Source organism: Rhizobium sp. YTUHZ044 (assembly GCF_051123975.1).
Taxonomy (GTDB): domain Bacteria; phylum Pseudomonadota; class Alphaproteobacteria; order Rhizobiales; family Rhizobiaceae; genus Rhizobium.
Window position 1 is genome coordinate 2,749,285 of record NZ_CP101426.1, and the last position, 23,606, is coordinate 2,772,890.

The 23,606-nt window shown below is 60.9% G+C and carries 32 protein-coding genes, 1 tRNA gene and 3 pseudogenes; 13 read left to right on the forward strand and 23 right to left on the reverse strand.

What is annotated here, in order from left to right; genetic code table 11:
• The 3 genes from NL154_RS13715 to NL154_RS13725 all read right to left on the reverse strand — a co-directional run bounded on the left by NL154_RS13715 (nucleotide 1) and on the right by NL154_RS13725 (nucleotide 3,505).
• Nucleotides 1-915, reverse strand: coding sequence for an ABC transporter permease (locus NL154_RS13715; protein WP_221122648.1), 915 nt, complete (start codon nucleotides 913-915; stop codon nucleotides 1-3).
• Between the two features lie 157 nt (nucleotides 916-1,072).
• Complete coding sequence (locus NL154_RS13720) at nucleotides 1,073-2,371, reverse strand: ABC transporter substrate-binding protein (RefSeq protein ID WP_210630556.1); 1,299 nt, start codon at nucleotides 2,369-2,371, stop codon at nucleotides 1,073-1,075.
• Between the two features lie 45 nt (nucleotides 2,372-2,416).
• Nucleotides 2,417-3,505 (reverse strand): ABC transporter ATP-binding protein, encoded by a 1,089-nt coding sequence (locus NL154_RS13725; RefSeq protein WP_210630555.1) that lies wholly within the window; start codon nucleotides 3,503-3,505, stop codon nucleotides 2,417-2,419.
• 269 nt (nucleotides 3,506-3,774) lie between these two features.
• Between NL154_RS13725 and NL154_RS13730 the strand changes: the two genes are divergently transcribed.
• Nucleotides 3,775-4,485 (forward strand): GntR family transcriptional regulator, encoded by a 711-nt coding sequence (locus NL154_RS13730; RefSeq protein WP_210630554.1) that lies wholly within the window; start codon nucleotides 3,775-3,777, stop codon nucleotides 4,483-4,485.
• Nucleotides 4,486-4,513: 28 nt separating this feature from the next.
• On the opposite strand, the gene NL154_RS13735 is transcribed toward NL154_RS13730, so the two are convergent.
• Both NL154_RS13735 and NL154_RS13740 read right to left on the reverse strand, forming a co-directional pair.
• Entirely contained in the window at nucleotides 4,514-4,924 is a 411-nt protein-coding gene (locus NL154_RS13735) for a DUF4174 domain-containing protein (protein ID WP_210630553.1), read from the reverse strand.
• Nucleotides 4,925-5,239: 315 nt separating this feature from the next.
• Nucleotides 5,240-5,623, reverse strand: coding sequence for a hypothetical protein (locus NL154_RS13740; RefSeq protein ID WP_038690240.1), 384 nt, complete (start codon nucleotides 5,621-5,623; stop codon nucleotides 5,240-5,242).
• A gap of 353 nt (nucleotides 5,624-5,976) precedes the next feature.
• Between NL154_RS13740 and NL154_RS13745 the strand changes: the two genes are divergently transcribed.
• From NL154_RS13745 to NL154_RS13755, 3 genes and pseudogenes are all read left to right on the forward strand, one after another.
• Entirely contained in the window at nucleotides 5,977-6,183 is a 207-nt protein-coding gene (locus NL154_RS13745) for a hypothetical protein (protein WP_210631590.1), read from the forward strand.
• 25 nt (nucleotides 6,184-6,208) lie between these two features.
• Nucleotides 6,209-6,448, forward strand: a complete 240-nt coding sequence (locus tag NL154_RS13750; RefSeq protein WP_210630552.1) for a DUF2934 domain-containing protein — start codon at nucleotides 6,209-6,211, stop codon at nucleotides 6,446-6,448.
• Nucleotides 6,449-6,658: 210 nt separating this feature from the next.
• Nucleotides 6,659-6,810 (forward strand): annotated as a pseudogene (locus NL154_RS13755) (GIY-YIG nuclease family protein); the annotation flags it as partial.
• A gap of 443 nt (nucleotides 6,811-7,253) precedes the next feature.
• Here NL154_RS13755 and NL154_RS13760 read toward each other — a convergent pair.
• Nucleotides 7,254-7,448, reverse strand: coding sequence for a hypothetical protein (locus NL154_RS13760; protein ID WP_020921837.1), 195 nt, complete (start codon nucleotides 7,446-7,448; stop codon nucleotides 7,254-7,256).
• Between the two features lie 122 nt (nucleotides 7,449-7,570).
• On the opposite strand from NL154_RS13760, the gene NL154_RS13765 reads away from it, so the two are divergent.
• The 3 genes from NL154_RS13765 to NL154_RS13775 all read left to right on the forward strand — a co-directional run bounded on the left by NL154_RS13765 (nucleotide 7,571) and on the right by NL154_RS13775 (nucleotide 9,360).
• Nucleotides 7,571-8,296, forward strand: coding sequence for a LuxR family transcriptional regulator (locus tag NL154_RS13765; RefSeq protein WP_210630551.1), 726 nt, complete (start codon nucleotides 7,571-7,573; stop codon nucleotides 8,294-8,296).
• A 210-nt stretch (nucleotides 8,297-8,506) separates the two neighbouring features.
• Nucleotides 8,507-9,172 (forward strand): acyl-homoserine-lactone synthase, encoded by a 666-nt coding sequence (locus NL154_RS13770; protein ID WP_210630550.1) that lies wholly within the window; start codon nucleotides 8,507-8,509, stop codon nucleotides 9,170-9,172.
• On the forward strand, nucleotides 9,169-9,360 hold the full coding sequence (locus tag NL154_RS13775) for a hypothetical protein (protein WP_020921840.1): 192 nt from the start codon (nucleotides 9,169-9,171) through the stop codon (nucleotides 9,358-9,360). The genes NL154_RS13770 and NL154_RS13775 overlap by 4 nt, the downstream gene beginning before the upstream one ends.
• A 131-nt stretch (nucleotides 9,361-9,491) precedes the next feature.
• Here NL154_RS13775 and NL154_RS13780 read toward each other — a convergent pair whose 3' ends face one another.
• Nucleotides 9,492-9,857 carry a response regulator gene (locus tag NL154_RS13780; protein WP_210630549.1) on the reverse strand — a complete coding sequence of 122 codons (366 nt, stop codon included), beginning with the start codon at nucleotides 9,855-9,857 and terminating at the stop codon, nucleotides 9,492-9,494.
• A 201-nt stretch (nucleotides 9,858-10,058) separates the two neighbouring features.
• On the opposite strand from NL154_RS13780, the gene NL154_RS13785 reads away from it, so the two are divergent.
• Nucleotides 10,059-10,134 (forward strand) — tRNA-Ile (locus NL154_RS13785).
• A gap of 12 nt (nucleotides 10,135-10,146) precedes the next feature.
• Nucleotides 10,147-10,293 (forward strand): annotated as a pseudogene (locus NL154_RS13790) (DUF1236 domain-containing protein); the annotation flags it as partial.
• A 45-nt stretch (nucleotides 10,294-10,338) separates the two neighbouring features.
• Here NL154_RS13790 and NL154_RS13795 read toward each other — a convergent pair.
• The 3 genes from NL154_RS13795 to NL154_RS13805 all read right to left on the reverse strand — a co-directional run bounded on the left by NL154_RS13795 (nucleotide 10,339) and on the right by NL154_RS13805 (nucleotide 12,989).
• Nucleotides 10,339-11,496 carry a glycosyltransferase family 2 protein gene (locus tag NL154_RS13795; RefSeq protein ID WP_434732820.1) on the reverse strand — a complete coding sequence of 386 codons (1,158 nt, stop codon included), beginning with the start codon at nucleotides 11,494-11,496 and terminating at the stop codon, nucleotides 10,339-10,341.
• 532 nt (nucleotides 11,497-12,028) lie between these two features.
• Nucleotides 12,029-12,655 (reverse strand): outer membrane protein, encoded by a 627-nt coding sequence (locus tag NL154_RS13800; protein WP_210630547.1) that lies wholly within the window; start codon nucleotides 12,653-12,655, stop codon nucleotides 12,029-12,031.
• A 139-nt stretch (nucleotides 12,656-12,794) separates the two neighbouring features.
• Nucleotides 12,795-12,989, reverse strand: a complete 195-nt coding sequence (locus NL154_RS13805; protein ID WP_085778846.1) for a hypothetical protein — start codon at nucleotides 12,987-12,989, stop codon at nucleotides 12,795-12,797.
• A 249-nt stretch (nucleotides 12,990-13,238) separates the two neighbouring features.
• Here NL154_RS13805 and NL154_RS13810 point away from each other — a divergent pair, with 249 nt between their 5' ends.
• Nucleotides 13,239-13,382: a hypothetical protein gene (locus NL154_RS13810; protein WP_168296739.1), complete on the forward strand. Its 144-nt coding sequence runs from the start codon at nucleotides 13,239-13,241 to the stop codon at nucleotides 13,380-13,382.
• A 33-nt stretch (nucleotides 13,383-13,415) separates the two neighbouring features.
• Here the strand turns inward: NL154_RS13810 and NL154_RS13815 are convergent.
• Nucleotides 13,416-13,667, reverse strand: a pseudogene (locus NL154_RS13815) (GNAT family N-acetyltransferase); the annotation flags it as partial.
• 3 nt (nucleotides 13,668-13,670) lie between these two features.
• Here NL154_RS13815 and NL154_RS13820 point away from each other — a divergent pair.
• Nucleotides 13,671-13,844 (forward strand): hypothetical protein, encoded by a 174-nt coding sequence (locus NL154_RS13820; protein ID WP_210630546.1) that lies wholly within the window; start codon nucleotides 13,671-13,673, stop codon nucleotides 13,842-13,844.
• A gap of 261 nt (nucleotides 13,845-14,105) precedes the next feature.
• A complete protein-coding gene (locus tag NL154_RS13825; RefSeq protein WP_221145628.1) occupies nucleotides 14,106-14,843 on the forward strand; it encodes an SIMPL domain-containing protein in 738 nt (245 codons plus the stop codon).
• Nucleotides 14,844-15,489: 646 nt separating this feature from the next.
• On the opposite strand, the gene NL154_RS13830 is transcribed toward NL154_RS13825, so the two are convergent.
• From NL154_RS13830 to NL154_RS13850, 5 genes are all read right to left on the reverse strand, one after another.
• Nucleotides 15,490-15,831: a hypothetical protein gene (locus tag NL154_RS13830; protein ID WP_221145630.1), complete on the reverse strand. Its 342-nt coding sequence runs from the start codon at nucleotides 15,829-15,831 to the stop codon at nucleotides 15,490-15,492.
• A 174-nt stretch (nucleotides 15,832-16,005) separates the two neighbouring features.
• A complete protein-coding gene (locus NL154_RS13835) occupies nucleotides 16,006-16,311 on the reverse strand; it encodes a hypothetical protein (RefSeq protein ID WP_221145632.1) in 306 nt (101 codons plus the stop codon).
• A gap of 313 nt (nucleotides 16,312-16,624) precedes the next feature.
• Nucleotides 16,625-17,047, reverse strand: coding sequence for a secondary thiamine-phosphate synthase enzyme YjbQ (locus NL154_RS13840; RefSeq protein ID WP_221145634.1), 423 nt, complete (start codon nucleotides 17,045-17,047; stop codon nucleotides 16,625-16,627).
• 114 nt (nucleotides 17,048-17,161) lie between these two features.
• A complete protein-coding gene (locus NL154_RS13845) occupies nucleotides 17,162-17,773 on the reverse strand; it encodes a DUF922 domain-containing Zn-dependent protease (protein ID WP_434732821.1) in 612 nt (203 codons plus the stop codon).
• A 66-nt stretch (nucleotides 17,774-17,839) separates the two neighbouring features.
• Nucleotides 17,840-18,559, reverse strand: coding sequence for a Crp/Fnr family transcriptional regulator (locus NL154_RS13850; protein WP_221156784.1), 720 nt, complete (start codon nucleotides 18,557-18,559; stop codon nucleotides 17,840-17,842).
• 132 nt (nucleotides 18,560-18,691) lie between these two features.
• On the opposite strand from NL154_RS13850, the gene NL154_RS13855 reads away from it, so the two are divergent.
• Entirely contained in the window at nucleotides 18,692-18,937 is a 246-nt protein-coding gene (locus NL154_RS13855; RefSeq protein WP_085778853.1) for a DUF6894 family protein, read from the forward strand.
• Between the two features lie 216 nt (nucleotides 18,938-19,153).
• Here NL154_RS13855 and NL154_RS13860 read toward each other — a convergent pair whose 3' ends face one another.
• The 7 genes from NL154_RS13860 to NL154_RS13890 form a co-directional block, all read right to left on the reverse strand.
• The gene (locus tag NL154_RS13860) at nucleotides 19,154-19,384 is read right to left on the reverse strand and encodes a DUF6894 family protein (protein WP_020921849.1); all 231 of its coding nucleotides are present in this window, start codon (nucleotides 19,382-19,384) and stop codon (nucleotides 19,154-19,156) included.
• An 87-nt stretch (nucleotides 19,385-19,471) separates the two neighbouring features.
• Nucleotides 19,472-19,867, reverse strand: a complete 396-nt coding sequence (locus tag NL154_RS13865) for a DUF427 domain-containing protein (RefSeq protein WP_434732822.1) — start codon at nucleotides 19,865-19,867, stop codon at nucleotides 19,472-19,474.
• Between the two features lie 79 nt (nucleotides 19,868-19,946).
• The gene (locus NL154_RS13870) at nucleotides 19,947-20,645 is read right to left on the reverse strand and encodes a B3/B4 domain-containing protein (protein ID WP_434732823.1); all 699 of its coding nucleotides are present in this window, start codon (nucleotides 20,643-20,645) and stop codon (nucleotides 19,947-19,949) included.
• A 2-nt stretch (nucleotides 20,646-20,647) separates the two neighbouring features.
• On the reverse strand, nucleotides 20,648-21,541 hold the full coding sequence (locus NL154_RS13875; protein WP_434732824.1) for a DMT family transporter: 894 nt from the start codon (nucleotides 21,539-21,541) through the stop codon (nucleotides 20,648-20,650).
• A 226-nt stretch (nucleotides 21,542-21,767) separates the two neighbouring features.
• Nucleotides 21,768-22,562 carry an AraC family ligand binding domain-containing protein gene (locus tag NL154_RS13880; RefSeq protein ID WP_434732825.1) on the reverse strand — a complete coding sequence of 265 codons (795 nt, stop codon included), beginning with the start codon at nucleotides 22,560-22,562 and terminating at the stop codon, nucleotides 21,768-21,770.
• A 60-nt stretch (nucleotides 22,563-22,622) separates the two neighbouring features.
• The gene (locus NL154_RS13885; RefSeq protein ID WP_434734095.1) at nucleotides 22,623-23,351 is read right to left on the reverse strand and encodes an APH(3') family aminoglycoside O-phosphotransferase; all 729 of its coding nucleotides are present in this window, start codon (nucleotides 23,349-23,351) and stop codon (nucleotides 22,623-22,625) included.
• Nucleotides 23,352-23,404: 53 nt separating this feature from the next.
• A complete protein-coding gene (locus NL154_RS13890) occupies nucleotides 23,405-23,566 on the reverse strand; it encodes a hypothetical protein (RefSeq protein WP_210630536.1) in 162 nt (53 codons plus the stop codon).
• Between the last annotated feature and the right edge of the window lie 40 nt (nucleotides 23,567-23,606).

The window sequence follows — 23,606 nt, forward strand, 5'->3', positions numbered from 1 at the left end:
TCAAAGCTCCTTGCGGATATCGACGACACGCAGGATGGCGGCGACCATCATGAGCACCACCGCAAGCAGCACCACGGCATTGGCGGCGGCGGCCGGATATTGCAGCAACGACATCTGGTTCTTCATCATCAGCGCCACCGAGGCGCTCTGGCCGCCGGACATCACCTGCACCGTCGAGAAGTCGGCCATCACCAACGTGACCACGAAGATCGTGCCGATCGCCATGCCGGGCTTGGCAAGCGGAATGACCACGTTCCAGAGCACCTGCCAGCCGGAGGCGCCGGCATCGCGGGCCGCCTCGAACAGCGACCGGTCGATACGCATCAGCGTGTTGAAGATCGGCGTCACCATGAACAGCGTATAGAGATGCACCATGGCGAGCACGACGGCGAAATCGGAATAGAGCAGCCATTCGATCGGCTGCGGAACGATGCCCATCTTGATCAGCGCCGAATTGACCAGGCCATTGCGCCCGAGCACCGGGATCCAGGAGATCATGCGGATGATGTTCGAGGTCATGAACGGCACCGTGCAGACGAGGAAGAGGATCATCTGCGTCGAGGTCTTGCGGATGTGGAAGGCCAGGAAATAGGCGACCCAGAAGCCGATGACCAGCGTCAGCGCCCAGACGATGGCGGTGAATTTCAGCGTGTTGAGATAGGTCTTCCACGTCACCCATGAACCGAGCGTGTCGGTGTAGTTCATGGTGAGGAAAGCGGGATAGAGGCCGGCGAAGTCGTAGTCCCAGAAGCTGACGACAGCGATCATTGCGATCGGTAGCAGGAAGAAGAAACCGAGGATGGCGATGAGCGGCGTCGCCTGGAGATAGGAGATGGCCGAGGGGGAGAGGCGGAAGGTATGGCGGTTCGCCGGCCGCGAAGCCTGATCCGTCTGCTCTGAAACGATCGTCGCCATTCCTTGCCCTTTCGGAAGTCATTTCATCATCCGCATGGGAGGGCTCGAAAGACCCCTCCCCAACCCTCCCCACAAGGGGGAGGGAGTTTCTGTGCCGCGCCACCTCCGGACTCCCTCCCCTTGTGCGGAGGGTTGGGGAGGGGAAAGCGGCAACCGCTTACGCCGCGATGAACTCGTTCCAGCGGCGGACCATGTAGCGGTCTTCGTCCATGACCGAGTTCCAGCAGGCGACCGCGCCCATGCGGGCTTCGAAGGAGCCGCCGTCGCGCACAGCGCCGGCCTTCTCCATGACCTTGCCTTCGGGCGAGAGGATATCGCCCTGTGCCGGCTTGCCTTCGATCCAGTAACCCCATTCGTCTGCCGTCATGAAGTTCTTGGCCGTCTCCATGCAGGCAGAATAGTAGCCCTGGCGGTTGAGGTAGCCACCGACCCAGCCCGACGTATACCAGTTGATATATTCGTACGCCGCATCGAGTTGTGCCCCCTTGAGATGCGAGGCGAGGCCGAGGCCGCCGCCCCAGGCGCGGTAACCTTCCTTGAGCGGCTGATACTTGCAGGCGATGCCCTTGGAGCGGACGGCGGCGACGGCCGGCGACCACATCGACTGGATGACGACTTCGCCCGAGGCCATGAGGTTGACCGACTCGTCGAAGCTCTTCCAGAAGGCGCGGAACTGGCCGTCGCCTTTGGCCTTGATCAGGAATTCGATCGTCTTGTCGATCTCCTCCTTGGTCATGTTGCCCTTGTCGGCATATTTGATGTTGCCCATGGCTTCCATGATCATCGCCGCATCCATGATGCCGATCGACGGGATGTTGAGGATCGAAGTCTTGCCCTTGAACTTCGGATCCATGATGTCGGCCCAGCTGGTAATGTCTCGGCCGACGAGATCGGGGCGGATGCCGAGCGTGTCGGCATTGTAGATGGTGGGAACCATCGTCATCCACTGCGTCGGCTCCTTGGCGAACTTCTTGGCGCCCTGCGCCTCGACGAAGCCGACCGTATGTGGCGCAGTGCCCTGGGCGATGACGCTGTCCGGCTTCAGCTTGCCGTTGATGAACAGCGGCACGATCTTGTCGTAATATTTGAGCTTCTTGACGTCCATCGGCTGCAGCACGCCTGTTGGAAACACCTTCTTGGCGATCCAGTATTCGATGTCGGCGATATCGTAGCTGTCGGGCTGGGTGACGGCACGCTGGGCCGCGGCGTCGGAATCAGTCGCCGTCATCTCCAGCGTGATGCCGAGGTCAGCTTTGCACTTTTCAGCGATGGCATTGATGTTGGAAACGCCGGTGCCGAACTGGCGAAGCGTGATGTTCGTCTTCGCCCAGATGGTGGGAAAGCCGGAGATAGCTCCGGAGCCGGCGATGGCGCCGACGGCGGCAGCACCCGTCTTCAAGAGCGTGCGGCGGGAAAGACCCTTTTCCGCCTTGGTCGATGTCGTTTCAGTCGTCATGTCAGTTCCCCTTTTCTTGATGTGGAAGTTGATGTTTTTGATTGCTCATGCAGAGGCGCGGCCGAGAAGCACCGCATCCTCACGTTCCCAGCTGAGTGAGACCGCGTCACCGACGGCGACCGGGCGGGCGAAATAGTCGCTATCGTCAGATATGACGGTGAAGTCGTCGCTGCCGGCGCCGAGAACGGTGATCTTCACCGAGGAGCCGCGATATTCGACGTTAGCGACGATGCCGTTGAAGCCGAGTGTCCACTCAGTCGCCACCTGCAGGCGCACGCGATCGGTGCGGATGCCGATATCGACCGGCTCGCCGACTTCCCTGCCCTCGCCCCGCACGGAAAAGCTCTGCCCCTCCGGCACGGTCATGACGAGCATGCCGTCCGCGCTCGACGTCACCCGGCCGGACAAGACGTTGTGATCACCCATGAAGCGGGCGACGAAGGCGGTTGCCGGCTTCTCGAAAACCTCGCGGGGTGCCGCCGCCTGCTCGATCCGGCCGTCATTCATGATGACGATGACGTCGGCGAGCGCCATCGCCTCTTCCTGGCTGTGGGTGACGTGGACGAAGGTGATGCCGAGCGACTTCTGCAGCTTCTTCAGTTCGGCGCGCATGCGGATCTTCAGGAACGGATCGAGCGCCGACAGCGGCTCGTCGAGCAACAGCGCCTCCGGATCGGTAATCAAGGCGCGGGCCAGCGCCACACGCTGCTGCTGGCCGCCGGAAAGCTGAGCCGGACGCCGGTTGGCATAGGGCTCCATCTGCATCAACTTCAGCATCTCGAGCGCCTTGGCCCGCCGCTGAGGCTTGTCGACGCCCTTCATCTTGAGGCTGAAAGCGACATTGTCGACCAGGTCAAGATGCGGGAAAAGCGCGTAGGACTGGAACATCATCGCCGTGCCGCGCCTGGCTGGCGGAAGATCGGTGACGACTGTTTTGCCGAGCCTGATGTCGCCCGAAGAAATGCTCTCATGGCCGGCGATCATTCGCAGCGTCGAGGTCTTGCCGCAGCCCGACGGGCCGAGGAAGCAGCAATAGGAACCGGCCGGAATCTTCAGGCTGATCCCATGCACGGCCGTCGTCGTTCCGTAAACCTTCGAAACGGATACTATATCGATCTCTGCCGCTTTCGACATCATGCCTTCCCCTTGTTCGGGAAAGACGATGCATCTGCCGTGCCAATCGCATCCAACCTCGACTAAGCTATTAACAGGAAAGGATTTTAATACTCGAGACCGTGCAGGCACATTTTATGGGCACCGCATCGTCTGCACATCATTTAGGCTATCGTCTGCAATTTACGCAGAAAATCGTATACAATTTAACCGGCGTTTCGATGACAAATTCCGTTTAACTTTTGCCGCGAAGCCGGGTATGGTTTGCCCGCCATCAGGGAATAGTCTTCATGAAATCCGCCGCCAAGGCCATCCAGGCCGAAGAAGTCGCCGAAACCGGCGCGCACCAGATCCGCGACGCCATTCGCGAGGCAATCGTCGAGCGCAGGCTTTCCCCCGGCACCAAGCTTTCCGAAGGCGATGTCGGCAAACTTTTCAACGTCAGCCGCACACTTGCCCGCGCGGCGCTGCAGGCGCTTTCCTATGAGGGCCTCGTCAGCGTCGAAAAGAACCGCGGCGCCTTCGTCGCCTATCCCTCCCCTGATGAGGCGCGGCAGATCTTTTCCGCCCGGCGCCTCGTCGAGCCCGGCATATTGCGCGAGGCGGCGGCGCGGATCACCCCCGATGACATCAGGAATCTGCGAGAGCTTTTGCAGGAAGAAGGCCGCCTGATGAACGAGCGCGGCCAGACGGCGCGGCGCGCCGAGATCAAGGCATCCGGCGATTTCCACCTGATGCTGGCGGAAATTTCGGGCAACGCCATCATGCAGCGTTTCATGGAGGAGCTCGTCGCCCGCTCATCCCTCGTCATCGCGCTCTACGGCCAGTCGACCGCTTCCAGTTGCGGCCATTCCGAACATGGCGACATCATCTCGGCGATCGAAGGCAACGAACTCGACCGCGCCTGTCGGCTGATGCTGCATCACATCGCCCATATCGAGTCCGATCTTGACCTGCGCGAACGCAAGAGCCTCGGTCTCAAGGAAGCCTTCGAACTCTGAACGGGTGGGCGCACGTCGCCCGCAGCTATCACGACGCCTTCTTCGGCAGCTTGTCCAGCGCGGCGAAAATTTCTTCCACCGTGCGCGGCTCGCCCGAACGCAGCTTCACCGAGCCGTCACGCCCGATCAGGATCAGCCCGAACTCGCTGTAAGGCGGTCCCTGCAGCCGCTCGCGAATATCGTCCGCATCAAGCTCCCAAGCATCGTCGAACAGCGAGAAGGCGCCGCCGCCGGCGATGATGAAAACTTCGACGTCTTCCTCGATGAGGCGCATCTGTGCGTTCCGCAACCATTCGTCCTGGATTGCTGGGCGGTCGTCCTGCGCATCGGCGAAGATGATCAGCACCCGTTTGCTGCCTCGAAACTGCTCGAGCGATTGCGGGAGTTCCGGCTCACGTCGCGGTGTGCCGATGATTTCATGAACGATGGATCTCAGCATGGTGCTATTCCTCGCCCGTCATCTCACGGGCTGTGACTGCGCATTCCAGCGGCCGCGTATTTCAAGACGAGCAAGAACGCTGTAACGCGCTGAATAACTGAATAATTCCCAAATCCGATACGAACTGGGATCATGCAGTAAACGGCTGGAATTGGGGGAGGTTCCGACGAAGCGGAAAAGGATCGCAGCTCCTAAAGCGCAACGCGATCTTTCAGATTCGCTTCTTGCGCTTTAGGTCTTTGTTTGACGCATGTCCTTATCGCAAAACCGCAGCACACTTTTGCGCGACATGCTTTGGCCGCGATTTCTTTCCCGTCAATCGCGGCTCTGGTCCTCGGCCGCATGCGCCGAGACGGCCACGAGGTCCGCTGTGCCGTTCGCAAGGAGGCGTTTGCGCACCAGCACGCGCATGACGCGTGCCGCCGTCGAGAAGGTCATCTGGTCGAGCGGACCTTCCCCCTCCCACGGCTTGGTCAGCCGCTCGGTGACGGCGCCGACGATATTCATCGGCACGATATCCGTGCATTCGCGCATGGCTTCGAAAACGAAGCTTATCGGGATGACCCTTCCTTCATGGGTCACGATCGGTTCGGTCAATTCGCTGTCCCACTCCTCGAAGGCGTAAAGTGCTTCGCGAAACAGCTGCTGGAGGGTAAACGGCGCGTGGCCGTTATGAAGTGGCGGCAGGGCATTCATCATGTCTGTCTCCTCTTGATGGATTAAGCCAAAATCCTCCTGGATCGGTCGGCATGAACGCGGGGAACACAGCGTCTTTTTTGCCCCTGCGGACCGAATAACACGATTGATTCTATAGAGTAACCTTTCGTGAATAAAGCCCATTTCTCGGCCGAGGTGGCACCCGTTTTCCTAAACGCATGAAATTCCTGCATGTTTTAGGCGAAATTTTCTCAGTACGCCGCGTTCCTGAAAATCCATGCCAGCCGCGTGAGCATGGTGCGGGAGGCGGAAAAAACCCTGAAAAATCACGGAACTTTTGCGGCTGTAATCTGTTTTGTTCGCGCACTTCGCAAAAGCAGATGGGGTTACCAGCAATGACGCAAATCCGTGAACCGGAGCGGCGGGCCAGAGTCCTGCGCGGCCGTCCTTACAGCCTTGATGAATTCGCCTCAAAATATGGCCTGCGCAGCGACCAGGCCGAGAGCCTGTTTACCCGTTTCGGGCCTTCCTCGATCGAACTCGATTTGCTGATGGCAGCCAAGCGCCGCGCGCCTGTTCTGCCGGACAGAATTGCCGAATAACGCCTTTCACGGACGGAACCGACGGATGAGCGACAGACGCCACGAATGGATTAGCAAGCGGGCCTATGCGATCTGGGAGGAACAGGGCCGCCCTGACGGCCGGGATAGCGAACATTGGCGCCAGGCGGTCGCCGAGCGGGACGCGCTGGAACGCACCCAGGCCTCCGTCGACGGACGTGAAGTGCTGGTGAAGTTTCGCCCGAAGCCGCCACGGCCGGAACTGCCGCGCGACGGCTGGCTCACCCCGCCGGCCAAGGCCGGTTGACCCCAGCGGCCAGCCGCGAGATTTTGCACGGCGCCGTTCAATTGCACTGCATCCCCGGATGCCGATGCCCTCGCTCTTCGAGCCGCGACGGGGCACATCAGGATATGGGCGGAGATAGGGTGCGGCTTGCCTCACCGGCGGCGGGAGCACCCTGGCGCCGGCGCGCTGCGCTCGCCATGCTAGCCTGCCGCCAGGGAAGTCACCGTCTGTATCCTACACTGCAGCGACGGCTCCCATTATACCGGGCTGACCAAGCAGGAGATCGAGGCACGCGTGTGGAGCACAATGCCGGGACCCATGCCGGCTACACTGCCAAGCGCCTCCCGGTCGACCTCGTCTTTACCAAAACCTATGACCGTATCCCCGTCGCGCAACCCGTTTATACACCAACGGCAACGGACAAGGATGAGGGCGGAGAGAGGGGCAGCTTGCCTCACGGATGGCGGAGAGAGGGATGCGGTGCCTCAGCCGAGGGCGGATAGAGGGGGCGGTTTGGCTCACCGGAGAACGGCGCACGGCGGAGCGTCAATAAATGGCACAGTCCAACCTCCTTCCCCGAACGCCGCTGTTTCCGCTTGAAACACTTCGTCAAGCATATTGGCACAAATCCACGGAGTACGGGTTTTTCTTTCACCCGCCCCCGACATTGCCCCTCGACACTCTCCTCGCAAAATCGGAAACGGAAACGGGGATGAAAAACTGCGCATGCGCGAAGCGTGGTTCCATCCGGCCGCGGCGCTGATTGATGCCCGGCCGAGCCTCTCATGTCGGGGAAGCCTCACGCCGCCCGCCGGGGCGGGCCATGTCAGAAGGCGTTGTTTTCCTGGCAAAGCGCCCGGTGGACCTCGGTCCAGAACAGTGCCAGCGGGGTGTCGCCGTTGCGCTCGGCAACAAGGGCGCGGATCAACGCTTCGGAACCTGCCATGTCCTGCCAGCTGGATTTCAGGCCTTTGGCGGCCTGTCGGCATTCGGCAATCTCGAACGGTCTCTTGCTGTCCATATGAGGTCTCCTCATGAAGGCGCTAGCAGGCGGCGGCCGGATTGTCATTCCCCGCATATGTGGGGATGCCTTGTATTTATGACGGTCCTCACGGTAGGATTGAGGGAACTGGGACAACGGAAATGATCGAGAATACCTACAGCGACAAGTTCGAACCCGCTTTCGAACAGATCAAGGCCGCAACCAATGTGGATGCCGCCATCCGTATTCTCCAGGCGGAATATGGCCTCGATTTCGTGACTTACCATCTCGCCCAGACGATCGCGAGCAAGATCGATTCCCCCTTCGTGCGCACCACCTATCCGGATGCCTGGGTCTCCCGCTACCTCTTGAACAGCTATGTGAAGGTCGATCCGATCGTCAAGCAGGGCTTCGAGCGCCAGCTGCCCTTCGATTGGAGCGAGGTCGAGCCGACGCCGGAAGCTTATGCCATGCTGGTCGACGCCCAGAAGCACGGCATCGGCGGCAACGGCTATTCCATTCCCGTCGCCGACAAGGCGCAGCGCCGCGCGCTCCTGTCGCTGAACGCCCGCATTCCGGCCGACGACTGGGCCGAGCTCGTGCGCCGCTGCCGCAATGAATGGATTGAGATCGCCCATCTGATCCACCGCAAGGCCGTTTATGAGCTGCATGGCGAGAACGATCCGGTGCCGACATTGTCGCCGCGCGAGATCGAGTGCCTGCACTGGACGGCGCTCGGCAAGGATTACAAGGATATCTCGGTCATATTGGGCATATCGGAGCACACGACGCGCGACTACCTGAAAACTGCCCGCTTCAAGCTCGGCTGCGCCACGATTTCGGCCGCGGCCTCGCGGGCCGTGCAATTGCGCATCATCAATCCCTGAGAATCGGAATCGATTTCCGAAAACACGTGTTGATTCAACAGCCGGAGGATCGCGATCCTTCCCGGCCGCGCCTCGTCTTTGCCCGTCGCCACCCAATCCTGATACTTTTGGGCTAATCCCCCCATCTGAGGGGGCCCATCTGAGGGAATTTCCGATCCGGCCCGCCTGAACCATTGTGCTCTCCACGAACTGCAAACGCTGGAGGGCAAAATGTTCGTTATCATTCAGGCACATGAGTATCAGAAACACGCCGCCGTACTCGAGCAGATGTTCCGCCTGCGAAAGAAGGTCTTCGCCGACCAGCTCGGCTGGGACGTTCCTGTCATCGGCCCTTACGAACGCGACAGCTACGATTCGCTTTCGCCGGCCTACCTCGTCTGGTGCAACGACAGCCGCACCCGCCTTTATGGCGGCATGCGGCTGATGCCGACGACCGGTCCGACGCTTCTCTACGACGTCTTCCGTGAGACCTTTCCGGCTGCCGCCGATCTCGTCGCCCCGGGCATCTGGGAAGGCACGCGCATGTGCATCGACGAGGAGGCGATTGCCAAGGATTTCCCCAATATCGATGCCGGGCGCGCCTTCTCGATGATGCTGCTGGCGCTGTGCGAATGCGCGCTCGACCACGGCATCCATACGATGATTTCCAACTACGAACCCTATCTCAAGCGCGTCTACAAACGCGCAGGCGCCGAAGTGGAAGAACTCGGCCGCGCCGACGGCTACGGCAAGTATCCCGTCTGCTGCGGCGCCTTCGAAGTGTCGGACCGCGTGCTGCGCAAGATGCGCGCCGCCCTCGGCCTGACCCTACCCCTTTATGTCAGACATGTTCCGGCCCGCTCGGTCGTGACGCAATTCCTGGAGATGGCAGCATGAAACGCCTCGTTGAAACCGCAACACCGAAAGACATCTCCGCCCTGGAGCGCCATGTCCTCGCATCCCGCGACATCGCCACGCAGATAGGGGATCCGTTCCTCTCCTATCTGCTTTCGATGGCGCTGTTCACAATCTACGAAAAGAAGGCTCAGCATGAGAATGAGGCGCTGAAGAGCAGCTTCGGCTGAGGGTGCGGTCCCCTCCGCCGCGCCTGAAGAGGGGCTCGCCTCGCAGCGCCTCGCGCGGCCGCAAAACCTGTCCCCGTTTTGCGGCCGCGCGCCCCGGTTAGCCGAGGTCGTCACCTCATCGGGGAGGACATTTATGCCATCAGGGAATCGATCGCCGCAATCAGCGTGTCGTGCAGATAGGGCTTGGGCAGGAAGGCGGTATTGGCGGGCAGCGCCATCGGATCGAGCCGCACCATGCCGGAGGTGATAATGATGCCGATATTCGGCCGCATCGCCCTCACCCGCTTGGCAAGCTGGATGCCATCCATCGAACCGGCCATGTTGACGTCAGTGAACAGGATATCGATATCCTGCCGCCCCTTCAGCACCACCAGCGCCTCATCCGCATTCGCCGCCTCCAGCGCCACATGGCCGACATCCTCCAGCACATCGAGGATATTGAACCGGATCAGCGGCTCATCCTCCACGATGAGCACCACGGCACTGTTCGAAGTCATCTGCAATCGCCCTTTCCGTGCGAAATATGATTCGAATAAGTGTATCCGCCATGCGAAGGTTCCAGTGCCTCTGCCCATGAAATATGCATCATCCACAGATGTTGCCCTGCCCGCTTGTGGCTCCCTGCAATATGAGCTAGAGCGAACCGATGCCGTGGGAACCATTGCCCCGGCAACCAGGCGTCGGACATCCGACGCTGAGGGCCTGTAGCTCAATGGTTAGAGCCGGCGGCTCATAACCGCTTGGTTGGGGGTTCGAGTCCCTCCGGGCCCACCATTTTTCTGGTTCGCTGTCACGCTTGAAGGTGACGTTGCAGTCGGAACGACCCTTCCTGACACAGTCGAGATCCACAATCCCAGATCAACCTGATTACGGCTATGTTGTCGTGTGCTCGTCAATCCGAAGGCCCGCGCGATGATCGAGGTCATCCAATAAGCTGAAAGCATCGCGGGCCCGGTTCCAAGGCCCGCGATTCCTCTATCATTCCACCTTCGTCCGCGTCAGGCTCCGTTCGCTCGGGGCAAACAGTTGATTCAGAATTACATCTACCGCGGTCAGCCGCGTCAGGTGACGTCTTAACCGCGGCGTCTCCTTTGTGCATTCAAGAAACGAAGGGACAATTTGTTCGTCGAATTTCGACCCGTTCCTTCGCGGTGGATCTTCACCGCCTGCGGTGCTCGTCCGGAGACGAAGACAGTGTTGTATCCCGCGCAGACCCTTCTTTAGCACGAGCCGAACCACGTAACAGGGGTCGGTTCGTAAAATCACTCCAATGGTCACGAGTGACAGATATGTTCTCCGATCTTGTCGGAATTCCCAGAACGCAAATTTTTGCGTGGCGTCGATTGCACTTCGAACCACGTATCGGGGGAGGTGCGGATTTGCGGCCAGCGAACGCCTGACGACTTCCAGAGCACCTTTGCCCATTCGCAGGTGATTGGAAGACATGCTGCCGGGATGCTGTCGGTATCCCACCAGCCGCTCGGGAACGACTTCGATGCAGTAGCGTGCCGCGAGCCTGAGCTCGAAATCAAGGTCTTCGCAGCCTCCGATACCCGTTGCTGCATATGAGCTATCAAATCCACCAATCTCAAGCGCAACGTTTCGCCGGACGAGAAGCGCGCTTCCATTGCCCACGTACTTAAAAGACAGATGCCGGGCATAGATATATCCTCTTGCGACATGGGAACTGCCAGGGCGAATAATTTCGTCGTCCTCGTTGATGAGGCAATGCTGCGCGTAGACCGCAGCCCACCGCGAGGACAACCGGTTGAGAGCGTTCACCTGTTTTTCGATTTTCGTCCGGTGCCAGAGATCGTCGGCGTCGAGGAATGCCACAAATCGACCTGATGATGCCTCGATGCCCGTATTCCTTGCGGCCGCGACACCGCGGTTAGGCGTGGACAGGAGGCGGATCCGCGAATCCGACATCGCTATCTGCGCGACGAGTTTTGCCGTGTCGTCCGTGGAACCGTCGTTGACGACAATAATCTCCAGGACAGTGTAGGTCTGGCGCAGGGCGGACCGAAGCGTGCGCTCAATATAGGTGGAAGCGTTGAAGGCCGGGATGACCACAGAGACCAAGGTCTGGTCAGAATTAGTGGTCCCTCGTCGATCCTCCTCTGTACATGACAGCATTGCAGATCTCTCGCCACGTCAACGACAAAGATACTTTCGTACGGATGAAGGAACTGCATTATTGATTTCCGGCGTTCTTCTACATTCACTTCGGAAGCGGGAAAATCTCAGCCGCCGACATCTTTAGACGATCGCCTTAAACGCCTACTCTCCAACTTTGATCTGCGGGCGCAACGGACTTTGGTCTGACGTAGCCCCCTCTACTTTCGTAGAAGGGATAGGTATGCCAGCCATCCGGAAGAAGATTATCTGAAAGGAAGTGCTAACCCCTCCCTCCCGTTTGCGTTGCGATGAGGTTTGATCAGTTTGGACCGAAGCGCTCCGCGACGCCGGCATGGCGCCACGTCACGCCAGGCATCCCGTCAGTGGACGATAGCAATCACAGGAATTCCGCTTCCTCTGCAGCGCGAATGAGGGCGGCAACCTCGCCAAGTGACGCCGGGTGAATATCTGAGCAAATTGGACTGCGCGGAAGCCTGTGGCCGAGATTAAGCTTGGCGGGACTCTCCTACGGCTGATCCAACGGCAGTCCTTAGAATTTTACACCGATTCCGAACTTGAGTTCGTGCTGGTTGAGGTCGACATCAACGCCGAGAATGTCTTTCTCGCCGAAGTCATTATACCGATACTCGCCACGGGCGAAGATGTTGTTGGTGATGGCAAAGTCGACGCCAGCGCCGACAGTGTAGCCGTTGAAGGTCTCCGTTTCCTTATCGAATCCCGGCAGGTCAACGTATCCACGCGCAGCGGTCCAACCGGCCGCGCCATAAAGCAGCGCTCTGTCAAAGGCGTAGCCGACACGACCACGAACTGCACCGGCCCAATCGGTGCCGACATCCGCCCCCAGCGCTTCCTCTTCGTTCCAGTTGTATTCGAGGTTGCCCTCGATGCCGACTACGATGTTGTTGTCGAACTGGAAATTGTAACCCGCAAATGCACCGAAGACGCCACCGTTGAAATCCTGGGAATCGCTGGCGCCGCCGGCGCTGAAGTCACCGTTTAGCCAACTGGCGCCGCCATCGATTCCGAGATACGGGCCCGACCAGGTGAAAACTGGCGCAGCCGCAACAGGTGCGGTCGGGACATCCTGCACGGCATCCGCTGCAAAGGCGGTCGTTGCGGCAAGTGCTAGAAAAGTTGTGGCGATCGTGAGCTTCATGTTCGTGACCCCATGTCTTGCAACACAACTGGAGGGTACAGCCTAGTTCAACAAATAGCTGTAACGCCAAAGACACACTCGCATAACTGCACGGTAGAGAACATATCCGCCGAAGCGGTCATGGCAAGTAGCGCACCCTCTAATAACTGCATGAACGCCCATCGCTTGGCCTGAACCCACCACCGCAGGCCGGATTGAGCGGCTGACTCTCGTAGTAGTAACCGCCGTCGATCGACGAAGTCTGGTCGATGTATCCTGATGATGTGCAGGCCGAAATGAGCGTGGCAAGGCTGATCAGCGTTCCGGTCGCGATCAATGCGAAAAATCGGTTCATCTGAGCTTCTCCTTCGGGCATGGCTTCAACCCAAGCCGTACAATTTACACGCCGCGGTGCAGAGAGCATTGATCTGCGGCAATCGACTGCCTCCGGTAGGTTCTTGTCACGCTAAAGTGATCGCCTTTCAGCCCATCTTTTCAAGACTATGCGCTGTCACATAACTGTCATGCAAAATTGCCCGTTGTTAAGGCAGCCTGCGCAAAATATATGCCGCCAGCTAACAAAAAAAAGAATGAGTGAACTGCCATGAGCCTACAGAAACTTTTCAACCGCAACCTCCTGACCCGTTTTGTCGCCGGTCTCGGTGCGGTTCCCCAGCGCATTCGCGAAGCGCGCGAAGAGCGCAAGCCCGCGATTCATCCCTCCTTCATGGATGATTTCGGCGCCTGACGCGCGGCGCAAAGCCGCCGCTGACCAATCTTTTCAAGCGGCGGATAACTCCTTCCTGAACCAGATTCTGTCGATCGGCCGGCCTTCGGCGTAGCCGCCAATCCTGCCGAATTCGATATAGCCGAGCTTCGAATAGAAGCTCGGCGCCTGGGTCGAGAGCGTGTCGACGCAGGCCACGACTGCGGCGCGGCGGCGCCCCTCCTCCGCCGCCGCCATCAGCTTCGTGCCGATGCCGTTGGGCCGTTCAGATTGCGTGACCCATAGATTGCCGATGAAGAGAACCGCCGATTGTCCTCAGAAATCGTGGAACTGCCGACCAGGCCCACAAAGTTCGTGCCGGTCTCGGTCCTGGAGGCGGGCGCCATATGTCGGCAGATCGTCATGCCGTTCTTCAACGGTGTTGCTCCAATCATCGGCCCGAAGGTTGCTTCGGAGCCGGAAAGCCGAGCCATCGGCGATTGATCAGCGCGTCACCCTCAACCTCCCTCATTCCTGTGCTCGTCAGGAATGAGGGATGAGAAGGAGGGGACCTTCACCCCAACCAACCTCCCCATGAGGAACCTAATGACGGGGCGAGACCCTAGCGGGGCCGGGGCAGCACCCCTCTCCTCCCGCACCCTCACATTTTTCTCCCGTTCCGCCACCGCTCCTCCCTTCCGCCGCAATAGCTTCACAATCAACCGACAGAAAGCTCATCGGGAAACGACAACTAGGGAATGAAACATGGCGCCGATTTTTTCCAAGACACTTGTGATGACTGCCCTTCTTGCTCTGCCGCTCGGCAGCGCCGCGCCTGTATTGGCGCAGGAGGCAAAGCCGCGTGAGGCGGTGATTTCGGTGACCGGCGATGGCGAATCGTCCTTGGCGCCGGACATGGCGGTCGTCAATCTCGCCGTCGTCAAGCAGGCGAAGACCGCCCGTGAAGCGCTCGATGAGAACAACAAGGCGATGAACGACGTGCTGAAGGCGCTGAAGGACGGCGGAATCGCCGAGCGCGATCTGCAGACCTCAGGCTTCTCCATCCAGCCGCAGTTCAATTATCCGCAGCCGGTCGACGGCCAGCAGCAGCAGCCGCAGCTGATCGGCTACCAGACGATCAACTCGGTTACCGTGCGCCTGCGCGACCTATCCAAGCTCGGCCAGGTGATCGACCAATCCGTTACCCTCGGCATCAACCAGGGCGGCGACATCCAGTTCACCAACGACAAGCCGGAGGCGGCGCTCGAAGAGGCGCGCAAGAACGCCGTCGCCGAAGCCGTCAAGAAGGCGAAAACGCTGAGCGAAGCCGCCGGCGTCAAGCTCGGCCGTATCATCGAAATCAACGAGAATGAGCCGCGTCCGCTGCCGCAGCCCGCTTATCGCGCCACGATGATGAAGGAAGCCGACGCTGCCGTTCCCGTCCAGGGCGGCGAGAACAATTACACTGTCAGCGTCACCGTGACCTTCGCCATCGAGCAGTAAACGGAAGCGCCGCGCGTCTTTTTTAGAGGCGCGCGGCATGCTGACTGCTGGCGTCGCCTGCTAGAGCTTTTCCGGGTTAGATTGAAACATTCTGTTGGCTCAAACGGAGTCGGATGGTCGACCGGCCGGCGCGCGCCGTAGCCCAGCTCTACGGCCAAGCCGGCCGGTCGATCAGCCGGCCCGTTTCAGCCAACCCGTAGGGCCGGGCATGTTTCCGCCAGGATCAAAGGCGATCGGCTCGGACGTACCTTGGGGTATGCCCGTCGCCAATCGCCTTTGCCCTGACGAAAACCTGCTCCGGCAGAATGCTTCAATCTAACCCGGAAAAGCTCTAGCGCCGACTGCTGCGCCTCACCTTAACCCTCTCTCCGTTCCGACGGGCAGAGGGGACGTGCCCCACGAGAGCTCAGCGGGGGACAGAGAGATAGCGAGATATCCCCTTCGCCCCGCCAGAGCGGGGAGAAGGTGCCGGCAGGCGGATGAGGGGCTGGTCTCGTTATTTCATCGGCAGGACAGCCGCGGCACAAGGCCCAGGAAAGGGAGCTCCTGCCATTAAACTGAAAGCCGCACGTCCTTCCAGGCGCGCGGCTTTGGAATCTCACAAAGAAACCGCCCGTGCCGGTTCAGCGAGACGGGCGCTGGACGATCAGCGGCGCAAAGCGGGGCAGCCGCGGACGTTGGCGAAGCTCATTTCATCGGGGCCACGGCGGGTCCAGCCCTGGACGATGACGCGGCGCGGGGTGATGTCGACGACGCGCGCGCGGCGGAAACCCCAATCGCGGGCGAGATCTTCCGCCAGACGCGGGTCGCAGCCGCGCGGGCGCCGGCCGAAGCCCGGCGGCGGAGGCGGACGGCGATAATCGCGCGGCGGATCACGATCCTGATCGCCGATAATGATACTAAACTGGGCGGCCGCCGGGACCACCGTGCCGGCAAGTGTGCCGGCGATCAGCATGGCGGCAAGGCCCGCCTTTGCCAGAAACTGCATCGTCGAAAAACCTTTCGTTCTATAGTCGGTTGCGGTCGAGCCGCTTTCCCCACTCTCCGCATCACGCCGAAGCGTCAGTGGAATCACTTAGACAAACCTGAGAAGAGACGGCTGAAAGTGCCGCCGTCAAGGCAAAAGGGGCGGCAAGCGCCGTCGGTGCCTGCCGCATCATCGTCAGCGCCGGATCAGCGGGCAACCGCGAACATTGGCGAAGACCATCCTGTCCCAGCCGCGCCGGTCGCGCCCGGCGACGACGACGACACGTGGCGACATGCGGGTGATATGGGCTCGGCGCAAGCCGAAATCGCGCGCCTTGTTCACGGCGTGCATCGGCGAGCAGCCGCGGATTGGACGATAATATTGCGCCTCGACGATGAAGTTCGTCTGCGGCCCCGCGGCTGCCGCCGTGGAAACAGTGGCCGGAATGGATGAGAGGGCGAGCACTGCGGCAAGGCAAGCCTTGGCGAGGAAATGCGTCATGGAGTGTCTCCGTCGATTGGTCTTTTAAGCTCTCCCTTCAGGGATTGCCTCGACACTAAACGCGGCAAGCTGAATGCTGTTCAAACCGGTCATTCAGTTTGCATTCACAAGAAGATGAGCGGTTTTCGACGGCTCTCCTTTCGATCGGGATTCGCATGATCTCCCGTCCGTGGGAGACCGTTCATCATCCGCCCCCCGTCCTTCGATGCTGCGGCCTATGGCCTAGGCGTCTCAGGATGAGGGCTGATCGGTATGCCGTGTGGCTGGTGGGTTGATCGATATGCCATAGCCTCGGCGAGGGCGCGCGGCGCCCTCAGCTCCCGAGATGCAGCACGATTTCGCGCCGGTGCGGCTGGTCGCGATGTTCGAAGAGATAGAGGCCCTGCCAGATGCCGAGCGTCAGACGCCCCCTGGCGACGGGAATGCCGATCGACACCTGCGTCAGCGCCGCCTTGATGTGCGCCGGCATGTCGTCCGGCCCCTCGGCCCTGTGCAGGACCCAGCCCATCGACGGATCCGAGGTCGGCGGTACGAGGCGGCGGAAGAAGGCGAGAAGGTCGCTGCGCACGTCGGGATCGGCATTTTCCTGGATCAGCAGCGAACAGGATGTGTGGCGCACGAAGACGGTGAGAAGCCCCTCCTCCCGTCCCGAGGCGCTGACAAAGGCCCCCGCCTGATTGGTGAATTCGTAAAGTCCCTGGCCGCGTGTGGACAGGGTGAGGATTGTCTGGGGCACGGGCGCTCTCCGTCTCGCAATGACATCCCCGCGAGTTGGCGCGCCATGACTGCCAAGTCAATGGCCTCATGGGGCAGGCGCATGCTCGTGTGGGGATCCATGCCCGCCACCCTCTCAGGGTCCATTCACCAGCTTGAGAATGAGCTGCTGGATATTGCCGCCGTCGCCCATTTCGACCTTGTCGAAGTCGCGGCCGCGCTGGCGCTGCCTTGCGGAAATCTCGCCGAGCCGCCGCGTCAGCTCGACCCTGATCTTCTGGCAATCCGGATCGTCGGCGACCGTGAGGCCGACGCTCATCGCCTCGATTTCCCTAACCATGTCCTTGATGGTTTCGCCATGCACCCGCTCATGTGCGGCAATGCCTGAAATGAAGCCATCCCAGCTGCTCTTGACGTCTGCCGGCAGCGCGGCTGAAGGCTTCGGCAGCGTGTAGGTGATGATGAGCTTCGGCCGGTTGGTGACGATGACGCAGGCATTGCCCTGCGGCTCGTATTTGCGGGTCCAGGTAAGCTTGAACGTCGTATGCGCGATGACCCTGCCGGTATCGCCGGCCTTGGGGCCCTGTGCCCCGATCGATTCATACAGTTCGGCGCCGGTCTTGCCTGAAATCGAATAAGGCCGCACCTCCTCGACCGCCTGCCATTCGGTCTGCGCCGCAGCCGGTCCCGCCGCGAAAACCGCCGCCAATACGTAGGGTAGAAAAGTCTTCGTCACGCACCGCCCCATCAAGTGATTTCCGCCAGCCTAACGGCGCCGTTCCTCCCTTTCAACGCGCATGCGATGCCGGTGATATCAGCGCGGCTCCCGGGAGATGCTGAGATAGGCGGGGTCGAATTCGGCGATCTCCTGCAGACGTTCCCAATCGACGATGGTGATCGTTCGGTTCTCCCAGGTGAAGACGCCCTCGCGCCTGAGCGCCTGCAGCGTCTTGTTGAGGTGGACCACCGATATGCCGAGCACGTCAGCCATCTCGATCTGCGTCAGCGGAAACTGAAAGCTTTCGCCCTGGGTCCGCCTGACGACCTTCAGCCGCATGAAGAGTTCGCAGACGAGATGGGCGATCTGGGCGCGTTTGGAGCGCCGCCCCATGGCGACGATCCATTCCCGGTGAATAGCGCCATCGACCAGCGTGTCGAGCCAAAGCAGCCGCGTCAAATGCGGCATGCGCTCGGTGATCGCCCTCAAGTCGGCATGATCGGCCAAGGCGACGTGGCAGGGTGAGAGCGCGACGATGCCATGATCCATTACCTTGACGGGAAAAGCATGAAGGTCAACAAAGTCGCCGGCAACATGAAGAGCGGTTATCTGCCGGCTGCCGTCCGCCATCACCTTGTAGCGCGCGGCGAACCCATCGAGCAGCAGCGTGCTGAAGGGCGGCCGGCTGCCTTGGGAAACGAGATCTTCTCCGACGGCGAATTGCCTGTCCTTGACGAGGATCGACCGAAGAAGGTTTTCCTCTTCGCTCGACAGCACATCACGGCTTCCAAGGTTCAGCAACAGGGACTCAATCACGGTCCTGTCTCCCGCTATCCCGATGGCTCGGGACCCTCTCGGGGCGACCTGTATTTTCTATAAAAATCAACGCCTAGCCTCGGGAACAATTGTCTTCATTGGTTATTTCTTCTCTGACGCGCAGGAAAGAACATGGCTCGCTACTATTTCGATCTACACAACGGGGAAGGTCCGACCCGCGACGAGCACGGCACCGAGCTCAAATCTCGTGAAGACATCCCCAAAGAGGTGACCCGCATCCTGCTGGACGTGGCGCGAGACGAATTGCCGGCAGGTGACCGCATGACGATTGCCGTTACCGTCCGCGACGAGCGCGGCGATCCTGTCACAGTCGCCAGTCTCGTCTTCAGCAATGAATGGCTCGACGTCATCCGATGACGGCCTCTGATTGCCGCCGGGTCCCATATAGGCATCAATCCAACTGGTCGAGGGATGCGTTCTAGCTCCTTGCTTTCATGCATGTCGTCATCCGCACACTTCCGGGAGCGACATGCATTAAGACCCCGCCCTGTCAGGCGGCAATTAAATTTGACATAGTTCCGCGATTGCCGGGAAGCGTCGACAGGGATTTCTCCGGTGGAGTTCAGGTCGCTTCTATTTCGCGATCTCTTCCAGAATCAGCCGAATTTCCGCAAGCGGTTTGCGGCTTTCGTCGAAAAGCTCGACCGAAAGCATGTTCAAAGGCGCAGTCGGCAGGCCTTCGGCTGCCATTTCCGCGAGGACCCTTCGCGCCTCTGCCTTGGCAGCCTCGACGGATTCGAATTCGTATCCAGTCTCGGTGCCGACACCATCGCGATCGAAGAGCTGGAAGTGGAATTTCGGCACGGCATGCTCCTTCGATGATGCCCCTAACGATGCTGAAGGCGACAGGTTCCGGCCGAACGATTTTCAGCGACCGCCGTCCGGCGATCCTCAGAAGGCGCCGGCCTCGGGTGAAGCCAATTCTTCGATTGCGACACGGTCGGGATAGAAGGCGAGATGGTCCTTGATGTTGCTGACGGCGGCATGCGGGGCTTCGTAGGTCCAAACCGCGTTCTCGGAGTGTTTGCCGCCCAAAGCAATGCTGTAATAGGAGGCATCGCCCTTGTAGGGGCAATGTGTGGCGTGATCGGTGCGCTGAAGCAGCGACATATCGACATCCCTGCGAGGGATATACTGGACCGGTGGATAGGAAGCCTCGCGCAGCGTCAGCGCGTTGCGACTATCGGCAATCGTCCTGCCGGCGACGGTGACGACGACGCGGCAGGGATTGTGCTCGACGGTGATCGGATGGTCCGGCCCCGGAATCTTGATCGACTTGTCCAACATGGGTTCGTCTCCAGAAGATGGGATGCCCCTGAGATAGGGCGCGCATGCCGCCGGCCCAACCCCCGAGCGTTTCCTTCCCTTACACCTGGAATGCGAAACGCGGCGATGCCTGACTGAGGGCGGCGGTCGCCGCTGTCACCGACCAGTGACACGCGAGCGCATCCGCGAGCGTCGCAACCAAGCTGGCGGTATCCTCGCCGGCCCCGGCATGCAGCGCCTCGGCGACGATCAGCACCGAGCGCGTCGTCTCCCGCACCGCCGACAGGCCGCTCTGCCGGTTCGTCCAGCGGCGGGCATGTGCTCTGCCTTCGTCATCCGCGAAGATCACCTCGTCCGGCTCCGGATGTTCGCTTTGACCGCTGAAGGTGAGATAGGTCTCATGCCCCGTTGCATGCCGCACCTGAAGATCGCCGGCAATGTTTTCCGTGTCGAAGACGGCGACAGGAATGGCAAAGGCGAGCGAAATCGCATTGCAGAGATCGATGAGCGGATGAAGGCGCGGCAGGGCGTGCTCCTGGCGGAAGCGACGCAGAAGCGCCTCGGATGCCGCGCGATACTGCGTCGGCTTCAAGCCCATGCGGGAAAAGCCGCGCCGCCACGCCTGGATCTCCGGAAATTCGCTTTCCTGGGCTTCCGCGAGGCGGGCCGCGGCGATCGCGCTGAAACTTGCGATTGCCTCTTCGACGTCAGCTGCCGCATGAATGCCTTCGGCAAAAAGCGCGCCGGCGGCAAGCTGCGGAAAAGCCTGCCATATCGCGTTGGAATGGCTGAACTGCATGATCATTTCCCTTCGATGAATTTCCTGTGGCTTCCTGCAAAGGCAAGCCCGGACACGGCCGCCAGCACGCAGGCGATGCCGGCAATCTGGTTGAAGCCGATCGGCTCGCCGAGGATGACGAAGGCGAGCATGACGGCCGAAACCGGCGCAAGCGCGGTGAAGAGCGCGGCTTCGGTGCCGCTCACCCTCTCTGCCCCCGCATACCACAGCAGAAAGCCGCCGACAGTCGGCACCAGAGCATAATAGACGACGGCAGCGGCAGCACTGGCTGAAAACCCATGCGTGAGGGGCGCCTCTAAAATGGCCGGAACGATCGAGACAGCGAAGCCGATGCCGGTCATCAGCATCGACTGGGCAACGGGCGGGATCTCGGCCGTCAGCCGCTTGTTCAAGAGAATGAACAAGCCCTCGCAGATGACCGCGAGAAAAATCAGCAGATTGCCGGCTAGCGAACCGCCGGTCGCCTCCGGTGTGAAGGCGATCGAAAACACGCCGACGCTCGCCAGCGCCACGGCCAGAAGCAGGGCGCGCCCCGGCCGTTCGCGCAGCAGCAGGATCGAAACCGCCGCCGAGACCACCGGCAGCGTGCCGATGATGACGCCCGCATCGGCGGCCGAGGTGAGGCTGAGGCCCGATATCAGCAGCGTCGTATAGCCGACACTGCCGGCGCCGGCCTGAATGACGAGGATGAGACGGTCATACCTGGAGAGCTTCGGCACCCGGGTTCCGCTTGCCCGCATCAGCAGGAAGAAGACGGGAAGAGCGAGGGCGAAGCGCAAGGCGGTGGCGGTAAACGGCGGCAGTCCCGAAGCAATGATCTTGCTCGCGATGACAGTGCTGCCGACCGTCAGCATGGCGAGCGCCAGATAGAAATAGCCTTGAACCTGTCTCGACATTCCGCGCCTCCGATTGGATGCGCCGAAGAAACAGCAGCGGCCGGTCGGGGTCTTGAACGAAATTGCAGGGCGTATGAATCAAAGCAGGTGGCCGGCCCCGTCCTTCGAGGCCAGAGAGAGGTGGGAGCCTGCGAAGCCCCGGGCATCCACGATCAGCCCTGATCCTGAGGCGCGTAGGCCAAGGGCGAAGCCTCGAAGGACGAGGGCGGTGGCTGCGTGTCGGACCTTAGAGAAAAGCGCCGGCGTAAAGCCGCGGCGACAGGCCGTATTTGCGCACGAAGACGCGCGTCATGTGGCTCTGGTCGGCAAATCCGCTGGCAAAGGCGGCTTCGGCAAGCGGCGTGCCCTGAGAAATCAGCCGCCGGGCGATGTGGATGCGGGCCTGGACGAGATAGGCGTGCGGCGTCAGTCCCGTCGCCCTGGCGAAGCCCCGCAGCAGCTGGAAGCGGCTAAGGCCGCTTTCCCGGGAAAGATCGGCCAGCGAGACGGCGGCAAGAGGATCGTCGTCGATCAGATCCCGCGCCGCGCGGATGGATGACGGCACCGGCGGCCTCGCCTCGCTGCCGTCGTCTTCCCGCATGACATCGGCGACGAGTTGCAGAAGCAATTCCTCGCAGAGCAGCCCGTCGGCAGCACTCGCGGTCACCGCGCGAAACAGCGTTCCGAAGCGGCTGGCGATCGCCGCATCGCGAATGACGGGATGGGAGATTTCCGAGCGCCTTGCGCCGATCTCTTGTGAGAGGCCGGTGACGATCTCGGGATCGAAATAGAGGATGCGCCACGATCGGCGCTCGCCGATCGGCGCGCCATCATGCACCTCATTCGGATTGACGGTGATGATATCGCCAGCCTCCGCCTCCACCATGCCGCGGCCGCTGAGCGATTTCTGCGCCCCCGACGACACGAGGCCGATGCCGAACTGCTCATGCGTGTGCCTAGCGAAACTGTGAGGCGTTTCGGCTTCCACCGCTTCGACGCCTGAAAGCGCCGAGCGCAGCATCCTGAACTGGTTTTTCGGCATTTGACATCCGCAGGTCCGATGCCGGCAACTCTGCCAGCCGCGCCTTGATGACGCAACCGTCTAAAAGAACTCGTCGAGCAGCTGATAGTAACTGAGCCTCGCCGGATCGGGCGCCGGAAGGCAGTAACGATGGAGAAATGGCTGCACCAGCGCCTTGCCGAAATTATCGGCGATGCTGCGGCAGGCGAGCGCGATATCCTGACAGCGGTCGGCGACGCCGAGGCGGCTGCAATCGATATAGCCTGAGAATTGGCCGTGTAGAGCGACGAAGTTCGGCAGGCAGGCATCGCCATGGGTGACGACGAGATCCGCGCTGCCCGGCCTTAAGCTCTCGAGCTCAGTGAAAAGTTCGGCAGCGCTCTTGCCAAGCCGGGCCGCATCGAAATCCTCTTCATCGACGATTCCCGCTTCCATGCGCAGCTTGGCTACCGGCAGGCGCTTTTCCAGGCGGTGGTCGAACGGACAGGAGGTGATCGGCAGGCGATGAAGAGCGAGCAGTGCCTCCGCCAGCAGCTCGACTCGCGCCAGCGGCGCCAGCGCCGAAGCACTGGCGAGATCGGTTCCCGGCAGCGCGCTGAGCAGCAGCCAGTTACGTTCGTCGTCGCTTTCACGGGCGATCACCTCCGGGCAAGGCAGGCCGGAGGCCTTGAGCCAGGCGAGCCGGGCCGCCTCATCGGCAAGTTCGCCGAACGGCCCCGCCGCCTCGACCTTCAGATAGAGCGCCGGCAGGCCCTCGCCTTCCAGGCGAAAGACGCTCGCGGCCGAACGGCCGAGCGCATCCCGCTCCATCCGGTAGCCAGACAGACGGGCAGCAAGCGGGCCAGGCAATCTCTCGAAAGATGTCAATGCAGCGTTTCGGCGGGCGCGGCTTCGACCAGGATCTCGAACGCCTCTTCAAGGGCCGCCACCAGAATATCGGTCAGCTCGTCGCCCTTGTTTTCCAGGAACAGCGCGCTGACGGCTTCATCCTGACGCTCAAGAAAACGCTCGATTTCGTTCGACATATCATTGTCCCTGCTTCACCGTACCATCACGGCCAATGAG

Bases quoted from the DNA above. Each gene is read 5' to 3' on its own strand.
- NL154_RS13715 (WP_221122648.1), bottom strand. From the start codon at position 915: ATGGCGACGATCGTTTCAGAGCAGACGGATCAGGCTTCGCGGCCGGCG.
- NL154_RS13720 (WP_210630556.1), bottom strand. From the start codon at position 2,371: ATGACGACTGAAACGACATCGACCAAGGCGGAAAAGGGTCTTTCCCGC.
- NL154_RS13725 (WP_210630555.1), bottom strand. From the start codon at position 3,505: ATGTCGAAAGCGGCAGAGATCGATATAGTATCCGTTTCGAAGGTTTAC.
- NL154_RS13730 (WP_210630554.1), top strand. From the start codon at position 3,775: ATGAAATCCGCCGCCAAGGCCATCCAGGCCGAAGAAGTCGCCGAAACC.
- NL154_RS13735 (WP_210630553.1), bottom strand. From the start codon at position 4,924: ATGCTGAGATCCATCGTTCATGAAATCATCGGCACACCGCGACGTGAG.
- NL154_RS13740 (WP_038690240.1), bottom strand. From the start codon at position 5,623: ATGATGAATGCCCTGCCGCCACTTCATAACGGCCACGCGCCGTTTACC.
- NL154_RS13745 (WP_210631590.1), top strand. From the start codon at position 5,977: ATGACGCAAATCCGTGAACCGGAGCGGCGGGCCAGAGTCCTGCGCGGC.
- NL154_RS13750 (WP_210630552.1), top strand. From the start codon at position 6,209: ATGAGCGACAGACGCCACGAATGGATTAGCAAGCGGGCCTATGCGATC.
- NL154_RS13760 (WP_020921837.1), bottom strand. From the start codon at position 7,448: ATGGACAGCAAGAGACCGTTCGAGATTGCCGAATGCCGACAGGCCGCC.
- NL154_RS13765 (WP_210630551.1), top strand. From the start codon at position 7,571: ATGATCGAGAATACCTACAGCGACAAGTTCGAACCCGCTTTCGAACAG.
- NL154_RS13770 (WP_210630550.1), top strand. From the start codon at position 8,507: ATGTTCGTTATCATTCAGGCACATGAGTATCAGAAACACGCCGCCGTA.
- NL154_RS13775 (WP_020921840.1), top strand. From the start codon at position 9,169: ATGAAACGCCTCGTTGAAACCGCAACACCGAAAGACATCTCCGCCCTG.
- NL154_RS13780 (WP_210630549.1), bottom strand. From the start codon at position 9,857: ATGACTTCGAACAGTGCCGTGGTGCTCATCGTGGAGGATGAGCCGCTG.
- NL154_RS13795 (WP_434732820.1), bottom strand. From the start codon at position 11,496: ATGCTGTCATGTACAGAGGAGGATCGACGAGGGACCACTAATTCTGAC.
- NL154_RS13800 (WP_210630547.1), bottom strand. From the start codon at position 12,655: ATGAAGCTCACGATCGCCACAACTTTTCTAGCACTTGCCGCAACGACC.
- NL154_RS13805 (WP_085778846.1), bottom strand. From the start codon at position 12,989: ATGAACCGATTTTTCGCATTGATCGCGACCGGAACGCTGATCAGCCTT.
- NL154_RS13810 (WP_168296739.1), top strand. From the start codon at position 13,239: ATGAGCCTACAGAAACTTTTCAACCGCAACCTCCTGACCCGTTTTGTC.
- NL154_RS13825 (WP_221145628.1), top strand. From the start codon at position 14,106: ATGGCGCCGATTTTTTCCAAGACACTTGTGATGACTGCCCTTCTTGCT.
- NL154_RS13830 (WP_221145630.1), bottom strand. From the start codon at position 15,831: ATGCAGTTTCTGGCAAAGGCGGGCCTTGCCGCCATGCTGATCGCCGGC.
- NL154_RS13835 (WP_221145632.1), bottom strand. From the start codon at position 16,311: ATGACGCATTTCCTCGCCAAGGCTTGCCTTGCCGCAGTGCTCGCCCTC.
- NL154_RS13845 (WP_434732821.1), bottom strand. From the start codon at position 17,773: ATGGGGCGGTGCGTGACGAAGACTTTTCTACCCTACGTATTGGCGGCG.
- NL154_RS13855 (WP_085778853.1), top strand. From the start codon at position 18,692: ATGGCTCGCTACTATTTCGATCTACACAACGGGGAAGGTCCGACCCGC.
- NL154_RS13865 (WP_434732822.1), bottom strand. From the start codon at position 19,867: ATGTTGGACAAGTCGATCAAGATTCCGGGGCCGGACCATCCGATCACC.
- NL154_RS13870 (WP_434732823.1), bottom strand. From the start codon at position 20,645: ATGCAGTTCAGCCATTCCAACGCGATATGGCAGGCTTTTCCGCAGCTT.
- NL154_RS13875 (WP_434732824.1), bottom strand. From the start codon at position 21,541: ATGTCGAGACAGGTTCAAGGCTATTTCTATCTGGCGCTCGCCATGCTG.
- NL154_RS13880 (WP_434732825.1), bottom strand. From the start codon at position 22,562: ATGCCGAAAAACCAGTTCAGGATGCTGCGCTCGGCGCTTTCAGGCGTC.
- NL154_RS13885 (WP_434734095.1), bottom strand. From the start codon at position 23,351: ATGGAGCGGGATGCGCTCGGCCGTTCGGCCGCGAGCGTCTTTCGCCTG.
- NL154_RS13890 (WP_210630536.1), bottom strand. From the start codon at position 23,566: ATGTCGAACGAAATCGAGCGTTTTCTTGAGCGTCAGGATGAAGCCGTC.